This window comes from Rhizobium sp. CB3060, assembly GCF_025200735.1.
Classification (GTDB): domain Bacteria; phylum Pseudomonadota; class Alphaproteobacteria; order Rhizobiales; family Rhizobiaceae; genus Rhizobium.
In genome coordinates this window covers 1397078-1414753 of the sequence record NZ_CP104159.1, presented here as the reverse complement: position 1 = coordinate 1414753, position 17676 = coordinate 1397078, and the positions used below count along the sequence as shown (strand labels likewise).

At 58.1% G+C, this 17676-nt stretch carries 21 protein-coding genes; 12 read left to right on the top strand and 9 right to left on the bottom strand.

The features are described from left to right. Positions 1-62: 62 nt before the first annotated feature. On the bottom strand, positions 63-1397 hold the full coding sequence (locus N2601_RS25880; protein ID WP_260304210.1) for a four-carbon acid sugar kinase family protein: 1335 nt from the start codon (positions 1395-1397) through the stop codon (positions 63-65). A 5-nt stretch (positions 1398-1402) separates the two neighbouring features. Then, positions 1403-2662: a 3-oxo-isoapionate-4-phosphate decarboxylase OiaX gene (gene oiaX, locus N2601_RS25875; RefSeq protein ID WP_260304209.1), complete on the bottom strand. Its 1260-nt coding sequence runs from the start codon at positions 2660-2662 to the stop codon at positions 1403-1405. A gap of 183 nt (positions 2663-2845) precedes the next feature. Between oiaX and N2601_RS25870 the strand changes: the two genes are divergently transcribed. After that, entirely contained in the window at positions 2846-3550 is a 705-nt protein-coding gene (locus N2601_RS25870) for a transcriptional regulator NanR (RefSeq protein ID WP_260304208.1), read from the top strand. Here N2601_RS25870 and N2601_RS25865 read toward each other — a convergent pair. Next, positions 3538-3939, bottom strand: coding sequence for a response regulator (locus N2601_RS25865; RefSeq protein ID WP_260304207.1), 402 nt, complete (start codon positions 3937-3939; stop codon positions 3538-3540). The genes N2601_RS25870 and N2601_RS25865 overlap by 13 nt on opposite strands. A 231-nt stretch (positions 3940-4170) precedes the next feature. Between N2601_RS25865 and N2601_RS25860 the strand changes: the two genes are divergently transcribed. Beyond that, complete coding sequence (locus N2601_RS25860; RefSeq protein ID WP_311319446.1) at positions 4171-4449, top strand: DUF982 domain-containing protein; 279 nt, start codon at positions 4171-4173, stop codon at positions 4447-4449. 112 nt (positions 4450-4561) lie between these two features. Continuing rightward, the gene (locus tag N2601_RS25855) at positions 4562-5212 is read left to right on the top strand and encodes a UdgX family uracil-DNA binding protein (RefSeq protein ID WP_260304206.1); all 651 of its coding nucleotides are present in this window, start codon (positions 4562-4564) and stop codon (positions 5210-5212) included. Positions 5213-5234: 22 nt separating this feature from the next. On the opposite strand, the gene N2601_RS25850 is transcribed toward N2601_RS25855, so the two are convergent. After that, on the bottom strand, positions 5235-5729 hold the full coding sequence (locus N2601_RS25850; protein WP_260304205.1) for a BON domain-containing protein: 495 nt from the start codon (positions 5727-5729) through the stop codon (positions 5235-5237). Positions 5730-5967: 238 nt separating this feature from the next. Between N2601_RS25850 and N2601_RS25845 the strand changes: the two genes are divergently transcribed. Further along, entirely contained in the window at positions 5968-6192 is a 225-nt protein-coding gene (locus tag N2601_RS25845) for a DUF982 domain-containing protein (RefSeq protein WP_158704596.1), read from the top strand. Between the two features lie 446 nt (positions 6193-6638). On the opposite strand, the gene N2601_RS25840 is transcribed toward N2601_RS25845, so the two are convergent. Further along, positions 6639-7076, bottom strand: coding sequence for a hypothetical protein (locus N2601_RS25840; protein WP_104827235.1), 438 nt, complete (start codon positions 7074-7076; stop codon positions 6639-6641). Positions 7077-7337: 261 nt separating this feature from the next. Beyond that, positions 7338-8288, bottom strand: coding sequence for a GlxA family transcriptional regulator (locus tag N2601_RS25835; protein ID WP_260304204.1), 951 nt, complete (start codon positions 8286-8288; stop codon positions 7338-7340). Between the two features lie 86 nt (positions 8289-8374). On the opposite strand from N2601_RS25835, the gene N2601_RS25830 reads away from it, so the two are divergent. The 3 genes from N2601_RS25830 (at position 8375) to N2601_RS25820 (ending at position 10820) form a co-directional block, all read left to right on the top strand. Continuing rightward, the gene (locus tag N2601_RS25830) at positions 8375-9064 is read left to right on the top strand and encodes a DJ-1/PfpI family protein (RefSeq protein ID WP_260304203.1); all 690 of its coding nucleotides are present in this window, start codon (positions 8375-8377) and stop codon (positions 9062-9064) included. A gap of 117 nt (positions 9065-9181) precedes the next feature. After that, on the top strand, positions 9182-9637 hold the full coding sequence (locus N2601_RS25825) for a hypothetical protein (RefSeq protein WP_260304202.1): 456 nt from the start codon (positions 9182-9184) through the stop codon (positions 9635-9637). 208 nt (positions 9638-9845) lie between these two features. Continuing rightward, positions 9846-10820 (top strand): alpha/beta hydrolase, encoded by a 975-nt coding sequence (locus tag N2601_RS25820; RefSeq protein ID WP_260304201.1) that lies wholly within the window; start codon positions 9846-9848, stop codon positions 10818-10820. 169 nt (positions 10821-10989) lie between these two features. Here the strand turns inward: N2601_RS25820 and N2601_RS25815 are convergent, their stop codons facing one another. Continuing rightward, the gene (locus N2601_RS25815) at positions 10990-11274 is read right to left on the bottom strand and encodes an Sf3a2-prov protein (protein WP_260304200.1); all 285 of its coding nucleotides are present in this window, start codon (positions 11272-11274) and stop codon (positions 10990-10992) included. Between the two features lie 153 nt (positions 11275-11427). After that, complete coding sequence (locus tag N2601_RS25810) at positions 11428-11601, bottom strand: hypothetical protein (protein ID WP_260304199.1); 174 nt, start codon at positions 11599-11601, stop codon at positions 11428-11430. Positions 11602-11804: 203 nt separating this feature from the next. Between N2601_RS25810 and ku the strand changes: the two genes are divergently transcribed. Beyond that, entirely contained in the window at positions 11805-12644 is an 840-nt protein-coding gene (gene ku / locus N2601_RS25805) for a non-homologous end joining protein Ku (protein WP_260304198.1), read from the top strand. A gap of 3 nt (positions 12645-12647) precedes the next feature. Continuing rightward, positions 12648-15188 (top strand): DNA ligase D, encoded by a 2541-nt coding sequence (ligD, locus tag N2601_RS25800; protein WP_260304197.1) that lies wholly within the window; start codon positions 12648-12650, stop codon positions 15186-15188. On the opposite strand, the gene N2601_RS25795 is transcribed toward ligD, so the two are convergent. Further along, on the bottom strand, positions 15185-16240 hold the full coding sequence (locus N2601_RS25795; RefSeq protein WP_260304196.1) for a LysR family transcriptional regulator: 1056 nt from the start codon (positions 16238-16240) through the stop codon (positions 15185-15187). The genes ligD and N2601_RS25795 overlap by 4 nt on opposite strands. On the opposite strand from N2601_RS25795, the gene N2601_RS25790 reads away from it, so the two are divergent. From N2601_RS25790 to N2601_RS25780, 3 genes are read left to right on the top strand one after another with little or no spacing between them, the layout of a single operon-like run. After that, positions 16173-16556: a DoxX family protein gene (locus tag N2601_RS25790; protein WP_311319445.1), complete on the top strand. Its 384-nt coding sequence runs from the start codon at positions 16173-16175 to the stop codon at positions 16554-16556. The genes N2601_RS25795 and N2601_RS25790 overlap by 68 nt on opposite strands. A gap of 21 nt (positions 16557-16577) precedes the next feature. Further along, the gene (locus N2601_RS25785) at positions 16578-17075 is read left to right on the top strand and encodes a DsrE family protein (RefSeq protein WP_260304194.1); all 498 of its coding nucleotides are present in this window, start codon (positions 16578-16580) and stop codon (positions 17073-17075) included. A gap of 16 nt (positions 17076-17091) precedes the next feature. Continuing rightward, positions 17092-17676: a TlpA disulfide reductase family protein gene (locus N2601_RS25780; RefSeq protein WP_260304193.1), complete on the top strand. Its 585-nt coding sequence runs from the start codon at positions 17092-17094 to the stop codon at positions 17674-17676.

Sequence of the window (17676 nt, the reverse complement as noted above, 5' to 3'; positions counted from 1 at the left end):
TCGCAAGTGGTATAATGAGTCAATGATCACGCCATTATCCGAAGTGCGTAAGAGACGTGTTTCTAAGTGCGCCTTCCGTCGCGGATCTGTGAGAAATATCCGTCGGTTCCGACTTGTCCGCCTTTCAGCGCGATCTGCAGTCCATTGGTTGGTGCGTAGCTGCCGTGAGCCACGCAGAGCGGCGATCCCGGCGTCTGGGGCAAGGGGAGCAGCGTCGTCAGCGCTTCCACGCGCAATTCCCTGAGCGCATGACTCGACGTGTCGCCGCCGGCGATGACCGCACGGCCGAGCTTTTCACTTTCGACGATACGGCGCAGGATGGTGCCAAGGCCCTGTCCGAGCCGGTGCCGGGCACCCGGAAAACGGTCGATCGCGCTGCCGCGATCGGCCGAGGGGCCAAGCGCCGTGTGCAGGATGACGCTGCGGCCCGTCTGCAGGCTGGTAATGCCGGCATTGACGGCATCTTCGATCGCCCGGTCAGCACTTTCGCCGATGAGTGCCAGGGGATCGACGTCGATGCCGTCGAAACCATCCGTCATCGCCGTGCGTATCTGCCGTTCTGTCGTTGGCGAGACACTGCCGGAAACCACTGCGAGGCGTTCGACCTTTCCCGGCGGGGCGAAAACGGGGCGTTCGCCAATCAGACCTTCGTGGCGCCAAGCATTGAGAAGTGCGTATTCGACACCGGAGGACCCGGCGACGAAAGGCCCGTCCTTTGCCGCGCGCCGCCAAAGCTGCGTTCCCGCAGCCGCCTGCGTTTCGGCGCTGTCGACGTCGATCAGCATGATTCCTGCCGTCTGGCCCGCGCGTTCGTCGACTTGTTGGTTCGCATCCGGAGCCGCCAGGGTCACGAGATCAACGAGGCTGACGGGGAGGGAGGTCTGCTTGCCAAGATGCAGCGCCAGATCGGCTTCGTCCATCGGCGTGACCGGATGGCGGCTCATCACCGGATGGCGATCGATGCGATAGACTTTGCCTTGATAGGCCGCGAAGAGATGGCCGAAGGCGGTGTAGCGTTTGAGCTGCGGTGCGCCGACTACGACCGGCACGGAGGATTGCTCAAAAAGCTCTCTGCCGATCTCGATCGCCTTGCCAATATTGCCGATGCGCGGACTGGAATCGAAGGTGGAGCAGACCTTGTAATGGCATATCGCCGCGCCGCGCCCTTTCAGCCACTCGAATGTCGGAACAAGATGCTCCTCCATCCATTCCGGCGTTTCGCTGCGGCTTGTTCCGGCAATGCCGATGGCACGGCATTGCTTAAAACGCTCAAGAAGTGCCGCATCGGGGATGCCGAGAAAAAGCACGGTCGGAACGCCGTTCGAGGCCAGGGCTTCCATCACATCGGTGGAGCCGGTGAAGTCGTCGCCGTAGTAGCTGATGAGAAGATTGCCCATCGTCGTCACGCGCCCTTGCCGTCGCTGAATTTCGCGATCGAGGCGGCGAGTTCGGGATGATCCTTGGCATAGTCTTCGAGCGGGATGTCGGTGACCGCGGCCTGCCACGCCTGTTGGATCGCTCCGACGCCGGCGGCCGGCCCGAAGGGGTGGCTGACGATGCCGCCGCCGCAGAGATAGAGCAAATCCGTAGTCCGGCCGGTCCGCTGGTAGGTTTCCGGCGCTTGACCACCCCATTGACCCGAACCGGCAACGGGCAGCGGACAATCGGACGGATCGAATAGCGGCGTGCTGATGGCCTTGAAGGACTCGACGAAGCTTTCGTCCGGTTCCCAATATTTGACGCGGATACCGTTGATCTGGAATTGATCGACGCCGAGCAAGCGCCAGAACTGCTGATAGACCTTGAAATCCATGCCGGCGCCGGGATGGCGGGTCAGCACATCCCAGCCGTTGCGGTGGGCGTGCAGCACCAGTCCCGAGCGCTTGCGCAGGAAGCTCATGCCGCCAAAACCGACGGAATTGATGTTGACGACGGCACAATTGCCGCCGGCTTTCAAAACGAGGTCGTGGTTGCGCATCATCTCGTCGGGATCGGCGTGGGAAATGCCGAAGGCATACATCACCTTCTTCCCGGTCTTCTGTTCGTGATCCAGAATCAGCGGCATGATCGCCTCGACACGCTCCTTGAGAGGCGAGTAGGCGGGGCTCATCAGCTTTTCGTCGTCCTTGATGAAATCGACACCGGAGCTGATGAGGTCGCCGACCAATTCCGCGGTCTCAGTGGGGCGAAGGCCGAGCGCCGGCTTGACGATCGTGCCGATGATGGGACGTCCCTCGACCCCCGTCAGGCGCTTGCTGCCGGCAACACCGAATTGCGGACCGGGATGCGCGCCGCGAAAGGCCTCCGGCAGCTTCATGTCGACGATGCGAATGCCCGTCATCCCTTTGATCGAATAGACGCCGCCAATAGCAATCGTCATCAGGGCTGAAAGATCGGTGCCGACGGCATCAAGCGGAAAGGCGATATCGACATCGGCGCGATGAAGGGGACCATGGCCGGCCGCCACTTCGGGCCATGTCGGCCGATCCGCATCTTCGAGCCGCCGGATGCTGAGGACCCGTGCCGCCACCCGCGATTTCAGCTCTTCCGTTTCGCCGGGAACCGGCACGAACGTACCCGTCGACTGATCGCTGGCGATCTTGTCGGCCATCGCTTCGATGTGGCCGGGCGTCTCGATGCGATAGGTGATGGTAATGCTCATCAGCAGCCGTTGCTCCTCTCGCCGACGATTTTGTCGTGGCGTCAACTCGTGATCTGGTATAATGAGTATTCCAATTTGTGCAACGAATTTTTTTGTTCGGGAGGCCGTAAGTCGCGCCGAAGGGCTTTCTCGGCGCTATTTGACATTGCATAAGGGAGAAAAGCTTTGAGCCAGCGAGATGCCATGAGCCAGCCAATCGAACAGATTGTACGTCGGAAGCTCTCTGACGAAGTCTTCGACCGATTAGAGCGGTTGATCACGTCGGGAGAACTCAAACCCGGCGATGAGATGCCGTCAGAGCGTGTTCTCATGGAGCGCTTCGGCGTCGGGCGCCCGGCGATCCGCGAGGCGATGCAATCGCTCGCCAATATGGGATTGGTCAGCATCTCGCATGGCGAGCGGGCGAAGGTGCTTCAACTGACCGCGAAATCGATTTTCCGGCAGGTTGATCTAACGGCGAAGATCATGTTGTCCCAATCTTCGGACTCTCTCGAGCATCTGAAGAGCGCGCGCATATTCTTCGAGCGCGGCATGGCCCGGGAGGCCGCGCCGCGGGCAACGGAAAAAGATATTGCCGATCTCAGAGATATTATCGAGCGTCAGCGGGCATCTCTGGGGCATGCCGAAGAATTCATCTCGGCCGACATGCAGTTTCATACCCGGATTGCCCAGATTTCCGGAAACCCGATCTTTGTCGCCGTCAGCGAGGCAATGCTGGCATGGCTGAAAACCTACCATACCGAGATGCTCATCTGGACCGGCAAGGAAAAATTCACGCTTGTCGAACATGAAGAGATATTGGAGCGGCTTGCCGTCCATGATGCCGACGGTACGGAAGCTGCGGTCCTGAAGCATCTGGAGAGGTCGAGGGCCCTCTATACCAAATAGAGTTTGCGTTTCTGCCTGCCGAACAGCGCCTTGGCGATGTGTTCGATCTCAACGGCTTTTTCACAGAGGATGAAGCCCGTAAATCGGGTGCGAACGATGGGCGGGTGATGGCCTATCGCAAATATATAGGGAAGCTTCAGCCTCTGAAGCGTTTCCACGATCGGAAATACAAATCCGGCGTCAAGATGAAGATCAAGGATCACTGCATCCGCCTTCTTGCCTTCGATCAGTTCGAGAGCGTCCTCCGCCTTGCCGACGGGACCGATTAGGAAAATGCCAAGTTCGCGCAATTTCCCGCGCGCCTTTTCCGAGAGGAAATATTCGTCCTCGACGATCAAGAGCCGCTTGCCCGAAAACATCTGGCTATATGTCACCGCCGAGTCGCTCATCTTTCGATCCAGAAACTGTCCCGCAGACCCACGAACATTCAAAGGCAACGGTTGTTCCCGAGCCGGCAAGAGGATGTCAATGATGCTGAGGAACGCAATCCTGCTGCTTGCGAGCATTCAGGGATATTCCAACCCTACGCATGCAATGTCATATCTCTTCAAATAGCGCTCCATCCTGCGGGAACAATCATCTTGACGCCTTGTTTGGTGGGAAAATGACAGGGGGAGCAGATGAACGAGATCATCGACGTCAAATTCAAAATGCTCTGGAACGCACCGGTTTGCGTCGCAGTAGGTGGCCGCTTCGCCTCGTGCGTGAACGGACCGGAAGACGCAATCCATTTCCTTTCCGTCAGATGGCCGTCCGAAAGAGGCTCATATTATGTGAAGGCAAAGGAAAAGTGCCTCGCGGCCATTTCACATCGCGCCACCTTGGAGGCTGCGCGCGAAGCTTTTGTCATGGCCTGTCTCGAAGCACGTCTGATACGGGACGAGCGATCGGCATCGTGAAAACTACCGTTTGCATCCGATCGGCGATTCCCCGTTCGCCGAAACAACAGGGAACAAAGAGAGCGACGATCGGTTGACGAGGGTGTGACTTTCAAATTGCAGCGCGCCTCCCATGCTCGAAAAACACTCCTTGCCCGATAGCGGCCCTTCTCTCCAGCGCGATCATGCTGATGCGGCAACGCTCGGCGAACTCCTGCACGACGCCGAATCCTGCACGCGTTGCGACCTCTATCGCGATGCCACGCATCTCGTTTTCGGAGAAGGCCCCGAAACGGCCGAGGTTGTGCTGGTCGGCGAACAACCCGGCGACAAGGAAGATCTGGCGGGCAGGCCGTTTGTCGGGCCGGCGGGCCGCTTGCTAGATCTATGTCTTGAAGAGGCGGGGGTCGACCGCGACCGCTGTTACGTCACCAATGCGGTCAAGCATTTCAAGTATCAAATGCGCGGCAAGAAGCGGCTGCATTCCAGGCCCAATGCCGGCGAGGTGCAGCGCTGCGCCTGGTGGCTCGGCGCCGAACTTGAACTATTGAAACCGAAACTCGTCGTGGCGCTCGGTGCGACGGCCGTATCCTCGCTGCTCGGATCGAAGGTGCGGGTGATGCGCGACCGCGGCAGCATCCTTCATCCACCCGGGCAGCTTGACTTTCTCGTCACCATTCACCCATCGGCTCTTTTGAGGATCAGGGAGGCGGACGAAAAGGAGCGAAGCCGGTTGGCCTTCATCCAGGACCTGAAGAAGATCCGAAGCTTCCTGCGGCATTGACCGACATCTATCGCCAAATTCGCTATTCGTCGTTCGGAATATGCGCATCGACGCCGATCGTTCGAAGGTTATTTCGAACTTCCGCAACGCCGGGAATAGATAGAACGATCGCTGTGAGATGACGAGCCAGCGGAATCGTCTCGACGTTACCCTCCAGAGTCACAATGCCGTCGGTGGCGTGCACGTCGATGCTGTTGACGTCAACTCCTCTCTGTTCGAGCTGTTCGGTTATGACCGCTTCAAGTTCGTCGCTGTCGATACGATCGCTCGGAAGAGGTCCGACGGTTTGATCCTCGCCTCGTTCGAGGCCGGTCGAATCGGCTGAATCTATGATGAAATCGCCATCCCGTTCCTCGTCGAAATTGGCCGAGGTATCGCCATATCCCCGGTTCTCGGGACTTTCAGAGGCACTTCCACCCCCGTCCGAGTACGGCCAGCCGTCACGAAGATTGCGATCTTCATAATCGCGATAGTCTTCCTCGCGCGAGAGCGTTTTTGGCTTTCGAGGCTCAGTCATGTCGACCTCCTTTCCTATGAAAGGACAAACAAGACAGAGCTGATTTTGTTTCATTGATCCCCCTGCTTAACCCGAACATTCGCGACGAGAGGACGGCGTTCAGCTTTTGGACCGCGTTTTGGGCATGCAGGCATGACTATTTTTTTATTGTTTCGCTCCGTCTGGAACCAAGGTGGAGAGTGTCCGTTTCACGGGCGGAGGAAGCAGCTAAATGTCCAAATATTTGTGGAATCGTTCGGTGACGGTCGTCACCCAGGAGAGCGGCCACTACCTGACGATCAACAACACCGAACAGGCCCTTAAATTTCTTCTTCGCGAATGGCCGCCGGGCAAATCCGATCGCATTCATGCCACGGCCAAGAAAACCTTGATCAGCACCTATCACAGTCAAGGGTCGGTAGATGAAGCGCGCGATGCCTTTTTGGCGGCCGCCGTTTCGGCGGGCATAGCGATAAAGGATTGATGCGAAAGCAGATACAAGAATCGGAACCGGATGTTCCGGGCAACTTTCATGCAAAGCCACTTGAAATCGGAAACGTCCAACCGTATTTAGGCTTCACTTCCCGTGTTGATGGTCTGCTGCTCGACGTTTGTTGTCGCTGCGTTTCAGGCTGTCCGGGTTGGAAAGGGCGCTCCCCGAAAGGGTTGAGCGCCCTTTCTCGTTATGCTTGGATTCGGGCCGGAGGCCGGCTTCCTCGCAACAACATTGCAGGCTTCTTATTCTCTCGCAGTAGATTGCTGCCCCGATGATCGCCCGCCAAGCGTCAGGCAAGGCGATCCTTGAGGATCTGTGACCTCAGGGATTGCCAAGCCAACGCTCGACCGCCGGTGTCTTGCTTTCGCGATGCAGCCAAGTTGGACACATCGCCACGTCCGTCAGCCGGAGCCGGTATTGCCGAAACTACTAGACTATATCGACAACGCCTTGCGCAAACGGGCAAACAGGCTCGGAGGCCTCCCGGCGAGCAACGGACGAATGGAACGTGCGACTACGGCAGAACTGACCGTCTCGCCGAAATGGCAGTAGCAGACAATTCCGTGCAGCTCATGATCCGTGAGTTCGAAGAAGCGCTTGGCTTCTCCGTAGCTGTCGTTTTCCAAACCAGCGGCGCGAAGAACCGGATCCGCAAATGCGACGGAGATTGGGGAGCTATCCGTCCGCATTGCCGCCCTGGTTTCACTAGGCTGAAATTCGGTTTCGCGCAAAGTGGAAAGAAACTGTCGGGGACTCCGCTCGAGAAGATCTATCCAACGTTCGAGCCGTTGGGTTCGCGACATCTCTCGATTAAGGAAGTCCTGATCGACTTTTGCAATTTTCTGCAAATCATCGCGTGCATGCTGCTTCATCTCGGCCTCCTATTTGGCGATAGTTGGTCCCCTACGATGTAACTCCAGCCCGGATTGATGGTGATCCCAAAGAGACGAGATGTCCAGTCAACTTGGGGTGCCGGACGATCTGCGAAACGAGAAAAATTGTCCGTCCCTCCTTCAATCGCGTGTGGGCAAGATCGAAAGTTTGCATCTCGGCGCTGATGCCTATCTTTTCCGGCAGAGGCATCCTGCCAACCGAGGAGGGCGGCAATGTTCCGATCCCTGCCGACAGTCGCCTTATCCGAAATGATCGCGAAAGGCCTGCGGCGTGGTTCCGAAGGCTCTGAGGAAGCTCCGCCGCATGGTCTCTTCCGAACCGAATCCGCAGCGGATACGCGCCTGACGAACAGACAAGCCCTGCTCCAGGAGGCGCCGCACAGCCTCAACGCGGATATCCTCGACAGCCCTGGCCGGCGTGCGCCCCGTTGCCTGGCGATAATGCCGGGAAAAGCTGCGTGCGCTCATGTTCGCCCGCACGGCGAGCGCGGGCAGCGAGAGATCGGCGCGCAAATTGTCGATGATCCATCCGTGCAGCCGGTCGAAACGATCGCCGTTCTCCTGCAGCGAGAGCATCGTGCTGAACTGCGCTTGGCCGCCCGGCCGCTTCAGGAAGACGACGAGTTCGCGCGCGACGGCGAGCGCCAATTTGCGGCCGAGATCAGCCTCGACCAGCGCAAGTGCCAGATCGATGCCAGCGGTGACCCCTGCCGACGTCCATATATTGCCGTCCTGAATAAAGATCGGGTCGGGTTCCAACCGCACATTCGGGAAGCGTTTTGAAAACTCCCTGCATCTGTTCCAATGCGTCACGGCGCGCCGCCCATCCAAAAGTCCCGCTTCGGCGAGCAGAAAGGCGCCGCTGCAGACCGAAGCGATCCGCCGCGCGCTAGCTGACCGCCGGCGGATCCAGTTGACAAGGGCCGTTTCCTCGCACGCTTTATTGACGCCGACACCACCCGCGACCATCAGGGTATCGATCGGTTCATCGTCCTGGGGCAGCAATGCCGTTGCAAGTGTCAGCCCCGAGGTCGTCCCGGTCTGCCCGTTCATGGCCACCGCGATCGCGTTATAGGGCCTCGGCTGACCGGCAGCGAAGGCCTCCTCGTTGGCGCTCGTAAACACCTGCAATGGCCCGGTTACATCGAGCAGTTGGGCATCTTCGAAAGCGAGAATTTCAATGTGGCGCATGGTTGGCTCAAAATGAGGGGAGTTTGGCAAACACGCCAGATGGTGATCGCGTAAGCTTGCCAGAGTCAACCACTGGAGATGCAAATATGACCATTCGCTTCGGACTGCTCGTTTTCCCCGGCATTCAGCAGCTTGACCTGACAGGGCCCTACGAGATCTTTGCCTCGACGGAGGGTGCGGAGGTCCATCTGATCTGGAAGGACACCTCGCCGATCATCTCTGCCACGAAACTGGTGCTTCAGCCGACGACAACCTTCGATGACTGCCCTCAGCTCGACGTCCTCTGCGTGCCTGGCGGTGGCGGCATCAATGCATTGCTTGAGGATGAGGCCGTGTTGTCCTTTATCCGCGCGCAGGCGGAGCAGGCACGTTTCATCACCTCAGTCTGTACCGGCTCCCTGGTGCTGGGCGCCGCCGGTCTGCTCAAGGGCAGGAAGGCGACGACGCACTGGAATGCCCAGGATTTCCTGGCGAACTTCTGCGCTATTCCAACCGCCGGCCGCATCGTCCGGGACGGCAATCTCATCACGGCCGGCGGCGTAACGGCCGGCATCGATTTCGGGTTGGCGGTCGTTGCGGCCCTTATTGGTCAGGAAGAAGCGGAAATGGTTCAGCTCTCGCTGGAATACGCGCCTGCCCCGCCGTTCCATTCGGGCACGCCGGAAGAGGCGACAGCCGATGTGTTCGCGAAGACGAAGCGACGCCTTGCCGGCACGCGGGCTGCACGAGAGGCGATCATCGCCCGATTGATGGCGTCTCAGAGCGAACCGGTTTAGGCGGGCATCGCGGAAACCAACCGAGAACATCTCGGCCTCCACGCCGGCGGTTGCTTCCTGTCGATGAGACAGTCGGAACCGCTGGCGATGTCACCGAAGTGCAATCGATTGCAGATAATGAAGTGGCGATTTACCACTGCATTTATCGAGGTTGCGATGAGTAATCGGGCAAATAAAATACTTCCCCACCATCGGTTTTCACATTCGCTTGGCGCGCCTCTGGCTCGGGTTCAGGGTGTTATAGCGCATGTGTTCGAGGCTCCAGAGAACCACCACGGCGCAAACCACCAGCATTTCACGGTGAAGATCGAAACCGTCCTGAAATTTGACGGCGGCGACGATGATATTACCGGACAGACAGTATTCGTCGCCGTGCGTTTCGGCGACAATGAAGGGCTCGATCACGAGATTCCCGATTTGAAGACAGGGGAAGCGATCGAGCTGCAGGGCGAGTACATCTCCATTGCGTCAGCCTACCCCACCGAAGACAACAGCAATCCGGTATTGCCGGTCCTCCACTTCACGCACCATCCCGTAGGTTACGTGCTGTATGAAGGGGTCCACTATAGCTGAGCTTCGAGTTTCAGAATTCCGCCGAGCCAGGAGCCTCAGGCCGGCTCTCCTGCCGTGTGCACCACGCTTGACTCAGGCATCAATTCTGCGACCGTGGGAATATGATACTGCGTCTAGCGTCCGCGGCAGAAAGGCTAATCGTATGAACGGATTTTGGTTTTTTCGCTTCATGCGCCTTTTTGTGACGACCTCGATCGCAGCAGTCGCCATGGCTCTTTCGCCGGCACTGCCGACGTCAACGGCTTATGCGCTTGATGCCGCTTCACAGACGAAAGCCTCGGACAATCAGATCCAGAAACTCATCGAGGTCTTGGGGCAGACCTATGCCCCGCAGGACCTTCGCCAGCGGCGGGCCGCTTTCGAAAGGCTTATGGCGTCTACTCCAGATCCGACGCGCGTCCAGATCCGTCATGTCGATGCCAACGGGGTCGACGCCGATCTAATATGGCCCGCACGACTGCACCATCCAATTGGTCGGCGCGCGATTCTCTATCTCCACGGAGGAGGGTTCTACAGCGGCTCGCTCAGAACGCACCGGAATATAGCGGGCTCTCTTGCAAAGGCTGCGTCAGCCGATGTGCTCTTGGTCGATTATCGCCTGCTGCCAGAGAATAAGTACCCGGCCCAGATCGATGACACTCTGGCGGCCTATCGTTGGCTTCTTGCCTCAGGATATAAGGCCGAGAACGTGGTGATTGCCGGGGAGTCGGTGGGCGGAACACTGGCCATCGAGGCCACTCTCAACCAGCTTCGGATCAAGGCATCCTTGCCGGCGGCCGTAGTCGCGATGAGCCCGGTGACCGATTTCGCTGCAACGGGTGACTCCATGACCACAAATGCTCAGAATGATCCATTCATGGGCAAGGGCGAGCTGGAGATCATCCGCAACGCCTACATCGGCGACAAATCTCCGGTCTCTCCCGAGCGGTCCCCGCTCTATGCCGATATGACCGGCTTTCCGCCCTTACTCCTGCAGGTTGGTTCGCGCGAAACGCTGCTCGATGACACGCGCCGGCTGGAAGACAAGGCGCGCGGGGCCGGGGTCGACGTTACTACGAAGGTTTGGCCGGGCATGATCCATCAGTGGCAAATCTTCCCGTTCTGGATAGAGGATGCGCGCAAATCGAATAAAAAAGTCGCCGAGTTTGCCGTCTCTCATTTTGCCGACAGGCCTGACGAATAGGTAATCGATGGCTGAGAGGCGACGGTTCTACAGGCATTGAAAATACCGAGCACGAACTCGATCAAATCGCCCTGATATCAAGGTGTTTCCCAGCTATCATTTAGGTGCGCAGGCTCGCGACAGGCCAATGTAGTCTGCCGCGTCCGTGAAAATGGTTATAGGTGTGATTTCAATGCGGCGGCTTGTCGTCGCTCCTTATCTTCTGCCCGTCCAGATAGCCGTGCTCATATGCTTTGGCGCGACTGCTTTCCTCTGGATAGGGATTTTTCTCCGCCTCAGTCTCCCTTTTGCCGGCTTCAACGCCGCGCGCATAGGCGGCTTCATCATCGTCCTCGCCGCCAACACCATTTCCCGCACTATCTATCTTGGGCGGCTCTACCGAAGGTGGCTGGATGGGATTGGGAAGCCCCGCGTCCGGAGTTGGGACGGGTGACGTCGGATCATATTTTGCCATGGCATTGTCCTCCTGTAAGAAAACGCCATCGCCCCGCCGCGGTTCCCCGCGCGATCCCAATTCTGCTTCGTCATATCGCCGCTTGTTCGATCGAAAGACAACTTACGCCGCGGATGTTCGTCATCTGCGAAAAGCCAGGTCTCATTCGCCGCATTATCGATCCAACTTGAAGGAAAGCTGCACGCCGCGCGGCAAGGGTGGCAGCGGCCGGCTGATATCGACGCGGCGCTTCCAGGCGGCGCGCCGTTCCTGTTCACGTTCCCGCAGCGCTTTCGAGACTGCGACAAACATCATGGCGCGTTCTATGACTTGCTCTGTTTTCGTCATGGATACCTCCATTTGTTCACTTTATGTTCTCATGATGGAGGGCAATAGTCAAGCCGACGATAAAGTCTCGCGCAAATGGAAGCCGGCTTGTTGATTGAGCTCCCATCTGAAGGAAGGAACCAGCGAACAAAACTGACTGACGTGCCGGAACAAAAACCGCGAGATATCGTTCAAGTCTATTGGTTTCACCGGAGATTTGTCGGATGTCGCCGCGTGCCCAATGGAAGGGTTATTTGCAATTCGGTTTGGTGACTTGTCCCGTGGCGCTTTATACCGCGTCATCGACATCAGAGCGGGTTTCTTTTCACACCATCAATCGTGCGACGGGCAATCGTGTCCGGCGCGAATTCGTGGACAGCAGCAGCGGGAAACCCGTCGGGCGCGAGGATCAAGTCAAAGGCTACGAAGTCGGTAAGGACGACTATGTGATCTTTGAGCCGGACGAAATCGCCGCCGTTGTCCCCGGAAGCGACAAGACCCTTCATCTCCAGGCATTTGTTGAATTCTCCGATATCGACGATGTCTATTTCGACAAGCCCTACTATCTCGCCCCGAGCGATCGCGGCAGCGAAGAAGCCTTTGCGCTGATCCGGGACGGTATGCAGAAGAAGAAGGTGGCAGCCATCGCGCGAACGGTTCTTTTCCGGCGCCTGCGGACTTTGCTGATCCGTCCCTACGATAAGGGCCTGCTCGCGACGACGCTGAACTTCGACTACGAGGTCCGTTCCGCGGACAAGGCTTTCGAGGACATACCAGACATCAAGATCAAGGGTGAAATGCTTGATCTCGCAAAGCATATCATCACCACGAAAAGCGGCACGTTCGACGCTCAGACATTTGATGATCGCTATGAGGCGGCACTCACCGAGCTGATCAAGGCGAAGCTCGAAGGTCGCAAAATTACTGTCCGCAAAGAGCGCAAGCCGGAAAAGGTTGTCGATCTCATGGAGGCGCTTCGCCAAAGCGCCGGCTTCAAGGGCGAAAAGAAGCAAACACCGAAACGAGCCGCTTCCAATGCTTCCCGGCAGCGAAAGGCAGGTTGATCCATGGCGCTTGAGACCTATCGCGAAAAGCGGGATTTCTCGAAAACATCCGAGCCGAGGGGACGCACGCGCAAGACAGCCGCGCAGAACAGCTTCGTCATCCAGAAACATGCAGCGCGCCGGCAGCACTATGATTTTCGCCTGGAGCTTGACGGTGTTTTGAAGAGCTGGGCGGTCGCAAAGGGTCCGAGCCTGGTTCCGAGCGAAAAACGCCTGGCAGTCCAGGTAGAAGATCACCCGCTCGACTATGGTGATTTCGAGGGTACGATTCCCAAGGGCGAATATGGCGGCGGCTCGGTGATCGTCTGGGATCGCGGTACCTGGGAGCCGGACGGCGATCCGCACAAGGGCTTCAACAAGGGTCACATCGAACTCGAGCTGCATGGCGAGAAGCTCCACGGGCGCTGGCATCTGGTCCGCATGGCAAGGCGCGCCCGGGAGAAGAAAGACAATTGGCTGCTCATCAAAGGCGACGATGAGGCGGCCCGCCCTGAGGGCGCGGATGACATTCTCGAAGAGCGGCCGGAATCCGTGAAGACCGGTCGACTGATCGAGGAGCTCGAAGGCGAAAAACCCGGATGGTCTTCGAAGACGGGCAGGATCGAGCAACGGTCGAGCACGGCCAAGCAACCTCAACGGGCCGCGGTGAAAACTTCGGCAGATCCTTCATCCGTGAAAAAGGCTGGGAAATCGGCTTTGCCTGATTTCGTGCCGCCGACCTTGGCGACGCTGACGAAGACGCCACCGAGCGGGAAGCAATGGCTGCACGAGATCAAGTTCGATGGCTATCGCCTGCAGGTCCGCATCGAGGACGGGCGCGTCAAGTTGCTGACGCGCAGCGGTCTCGACTGGTCGGAAAAGTTCGGGAAACCGCTTCTTACCGAACTCGCCCGTCTTCCCGTCAAGACGCTGCTTATGGATGGCGAATTGGTGGTCGAGACCGGTTCCGGCGCATCGGATTTTTCAGCCCTGCAGGCCGATCTGAGCGACGGCAGGAACGATCGTTTCGTCCTTTATGTCTTCGATCTCCTTTATCTCGACGGATATGATCTGCGCGCCGCCCCGCTGACGGAACGAAAAAAAATGCTGGAGAGGATCGTACCTTCAGGGAATGGCAAACTCCGCTTCAGCAGCGATTTCGACGCCGACGGCGACCTCATGCTGGAGCATGCCTGCCGCCTAAGCCTGGAAGGCATCGTGTCGAAGCGCGCCGATGAACCCTATCGCTCAGGCCGCGGCAAAGGTTGGCTGAAGTCGAAATGTTCCTTCCGGCAGGAGTTCGTGATTGCAGGTTATGTCCCGTCATCGACGGCGCGCAAGGCGATCGGCTCCCTCGTGCTCGGCATTTTCGACAAGGGCAGGCTGCAGCATGTCGGCCGCGTCGGCACGGGGTTTACCAACAAGGTTGCCGAGGATCTCTATTCTCAACTCGAGGGCATGCGGGCGGATGAAAGCCCGTTCGACAAACGTCTTAGTGCCGACGAGGCGCGCGGCGTCCGTTTCGTTCGTCCGGAACTGGTCGCTGAAATTGAATTCCGCACCTGGACAGCGGATGGCCTGCTCCGGCACGCCGCATTCCGCGGTCTGCGCGAAGACAAGCAGGCGACTGAAATTGTCCGAGAAACCTCCGCCAGTTCGGCTACGGAACCCGAGCTGCCGAAGCGGACGGTCGTTCTCACGCACCCCGATCGTATCTATTGGCCGGACGAGGGCGTTACGAAGGAAGGCCTCGCCGATTATTACACCGATGTCTGGAAATACATGGCGCCTTTCGTCGTGCAGCGGCCATTGGCTTTGCTGCGTTGTCCCGATGGCATCAATGGCCAAAGCTTTTTCCAGAAGCATGCGTGGAAAGGCCTGAACAAGAACATCGTTCTTATCCATGATCCGAAGGAAAAGGATGAGGCCCCTTTGGTCAGCATCGATGACCTCGATGGCTTGCTTGGTCTCGTGCAGGCGGGATCGTTGGAACTCCACCCCTGGGGCATTACAATCGCCGATTGGGAGCATCCCGATATGATCATCATGGATCTCGATCCCGGCCCCGGCGTGCCTTGGGAGAAGGTGATCGAAGCGGCGGAAGAAACGCGCAACCGCATGAAAGAGGCTGGTCTTGCCGCCTTCATCAAGACATCAGGCGGCAAGGGTCTGCATGTCGTGTCGCCATTGAAACCAACGGCAGACTGGCCGGCCGTTAAAGCCTTCACGAAATCCATTGCCGATCAGATGGCCGCCGACAGCCCCGAGCGCTACGTTTCCACCATCACCAAATCGAAGCGTCAGGGCAAAATTTTGGTCGACTATCTGCGCAATCAGCGCGGTTCGACGGCGGTGGCGCCCTATTCGACGCGAGCGCGGCCGGGTGCCGCGGTCTCGATGCCACTCGCCTGGGATGAACTCAGTCCCGCGATCGGGCCGGCCTATTTCACGGTCAATAATACGCCCAACCGGCTCGCGGCGCTTCGCTCCGACCCTTGGGAAGATTTTCGGGCAGCCGCAGCGCCTTTGGAAAAAGCAAAATCCAGAAAGAGCAGAGCGCGCTAGAGCCGGGCTTTGATGTAATCGCGAAATGCCTTTGCGCGAGCGGTCATCTGCCGTCCGGGCGCGCTGATTGCGTGGAGCGTGAGACCCGACCAACTCCAATCGGGCAGGACGCGAACGAGCCTCCCGGTCGATACCGAATTGACGACGACAATTTCGGGAAGAGGCGCGATTCCAGCCCCGGCCTCCGCGAGTTTTAATACGCAAGCGAAGTCGCTTGCTCGCACGTCGGCGCGCAGAGAGACCCTCTCTTCTCGTGCGCCGTTGGAGAGCGAGAGGTGGGTCACGCCCGGTCGCTCCCGCGGCAGAACAAGCGCATGTCGCTCGAGATCTGCCGGAACCTCGATCGGACCGCTCCCTTGCAGATAGGATGGCGCCGCGAACATGCTGACTCTCATTTCAGCGATGGGAAATGCTTGAAACTGCATATCGGGCATTTGCGCCAAGCCCACTCTGAGCGCGAGATCGATGCGATGTGCGACAGGATCCAGTGTCGCGTCCGTTGCGATAACCTCAATGGCGATCTGCGGATAATCCAGCCGAAACGACGTGATAATCTCCGGCAATACCTCGATCGCAATATCAATAGGCGCGGTTATTCGGATCGTCCCACGCGCGATCGACCGGGACCTCCGGACACTCGCTCCGGCGTCATCAAGCAGCGCCAAAGCAGGCATGGCCTTATCGTAGAATTCCAGTCCTTCGGCGGTACAAGAGACGGAGCGGGGAGAGCGTGAAAGCAACCGGACGCCAACCGCCTTCTCAAGCCGCGAAATTCGTCGACTGATGCTGCCTTTGGTCTCGTTCAATTGCCGAGCCGCCGCCGATAGTGTTGCAAAGTCAACAACGGCGCAAAAGGCGCGCACGTCATCGATCGAGCCAGAGAAGGTTTCCATATCAGCAACCATGTGTTCCGAAATGCAGATCTGACGCGAATTCGTAAACCATGATTTTTTGTTTGCAATATCTCCCCGGAAGGAATTCGCTATGTCTGAATATGCTTTGCCAAGAAAATGGTCGCCGAAGACGGCTGCTCTGATCGGCATGCGCGTCATTCTCGCGGCTCTCTTTGCTGCCGCAGCGCTCGCAAAAATCGCCGGCGTGCCTCAAATGGTTCAGGAGTTTGACGCTATCGGTCTCGGCCAATGGTTTCGTTATTTCACGGCAGTTGTTGAATTGGCCGGAGCGGGCCTTACCATCTGGCCACGCCGGTCGGCCCTTGGCGCTATTCTGCTTACGGGCGTTTGCGTTGGGGCATTCTTTACGCAACTCTTGGCGTTGCACGGCGATGTCATACACACGATCATTTTGGGCGCTGTCGCAGGCGGTCTCGCTTTTATGCAGCGCAGCCAGCTCATACAAACCCGCTGACCGTCGGGTTCGAGTGAACATATGAACAAGCGTAATCCGATCAAGTCCTCGCCATCTACATCGGCGCTGGCGCTTTTTGCTTTGGCAATCGCTGCGATGCTGGGGTGGGCTTCGGCGATCGCGCCCGCTTTCGCAACGCAATCAAAGCCCCAGGAACATAAGGTCGTGTTTCAAGTGGACAGCAATGACGTCACGGCCATGAAACATGCCATCAGCGGTTCCATCAACGCAGCCCAATATTATAAATCCAAGCACGAAGGCATTTCGATCGAGATCGTTGCGAACGCTACTGGAATAGAGATGTTTCGAGACGACACGTCGCCGCTGAAGGATGCCATAGCGGCCCTGCGCACGATAGTTCCAGGCATCACGCTCAGCATGTGCGGTTCTTCGAAGGCGATTGCCGAGCAGAAAGAAGGCCATCCGCTGCCGCTGATCGAAGGGGTCACTGTCGTGCCCTACGGTGTCGGGCGGCTGATCGATCTTGAAGAGCATGGTTGGGCCTATATTCATGCCTAGCGGTCGATCGCGTACCATGTACAGCCGGCGGACATTGCTGCACGGAATGGCCGGAGGCGCCGCGCTTTCCTTCCTGTCGCGGTCGGATCTTGCGAAGGCGACGGATGATCCTCCCGTCTTTGAAAACGTGCGGCATCAATTCACGTTGCTGGAGCCTGCAAAAAACCTGCAGCCGACAAAACTCGCGGATCTTCGTGGAAACCAGCTCGATTTTCGACCGGAGCCGGGGCGGGTAACGCTCATTAATCTCTGGGCTACTTGGTGCGTCGCCTGCCGTATCGATCTGCCGGCACTTGATAAATTTTCACGCCAAATGGGTAGCCAAGCCACCGTCGTTGCCGTTTGCGTCGATCTCTCAGACGGTGCTCGGGTCGCTGAATTTGTTCAAGACCTGGGGATCAAGCATCTTCGTGTCCTGATCGATCCGAGCGCGTCGCTCACGCAACCGCGAGCACCCGCTGAAGCGTCGCTGCCGCTATACGGCATGCCGATCACCTATCTTCTAACCCCGAAAGGCCGGATCGCGGGCTTCATTGAAGGGGCGTCCGACTGGCTTTCTCCTGAAGGTCAAGCCCTCATAAATTACTATGCTTCGTTTTGA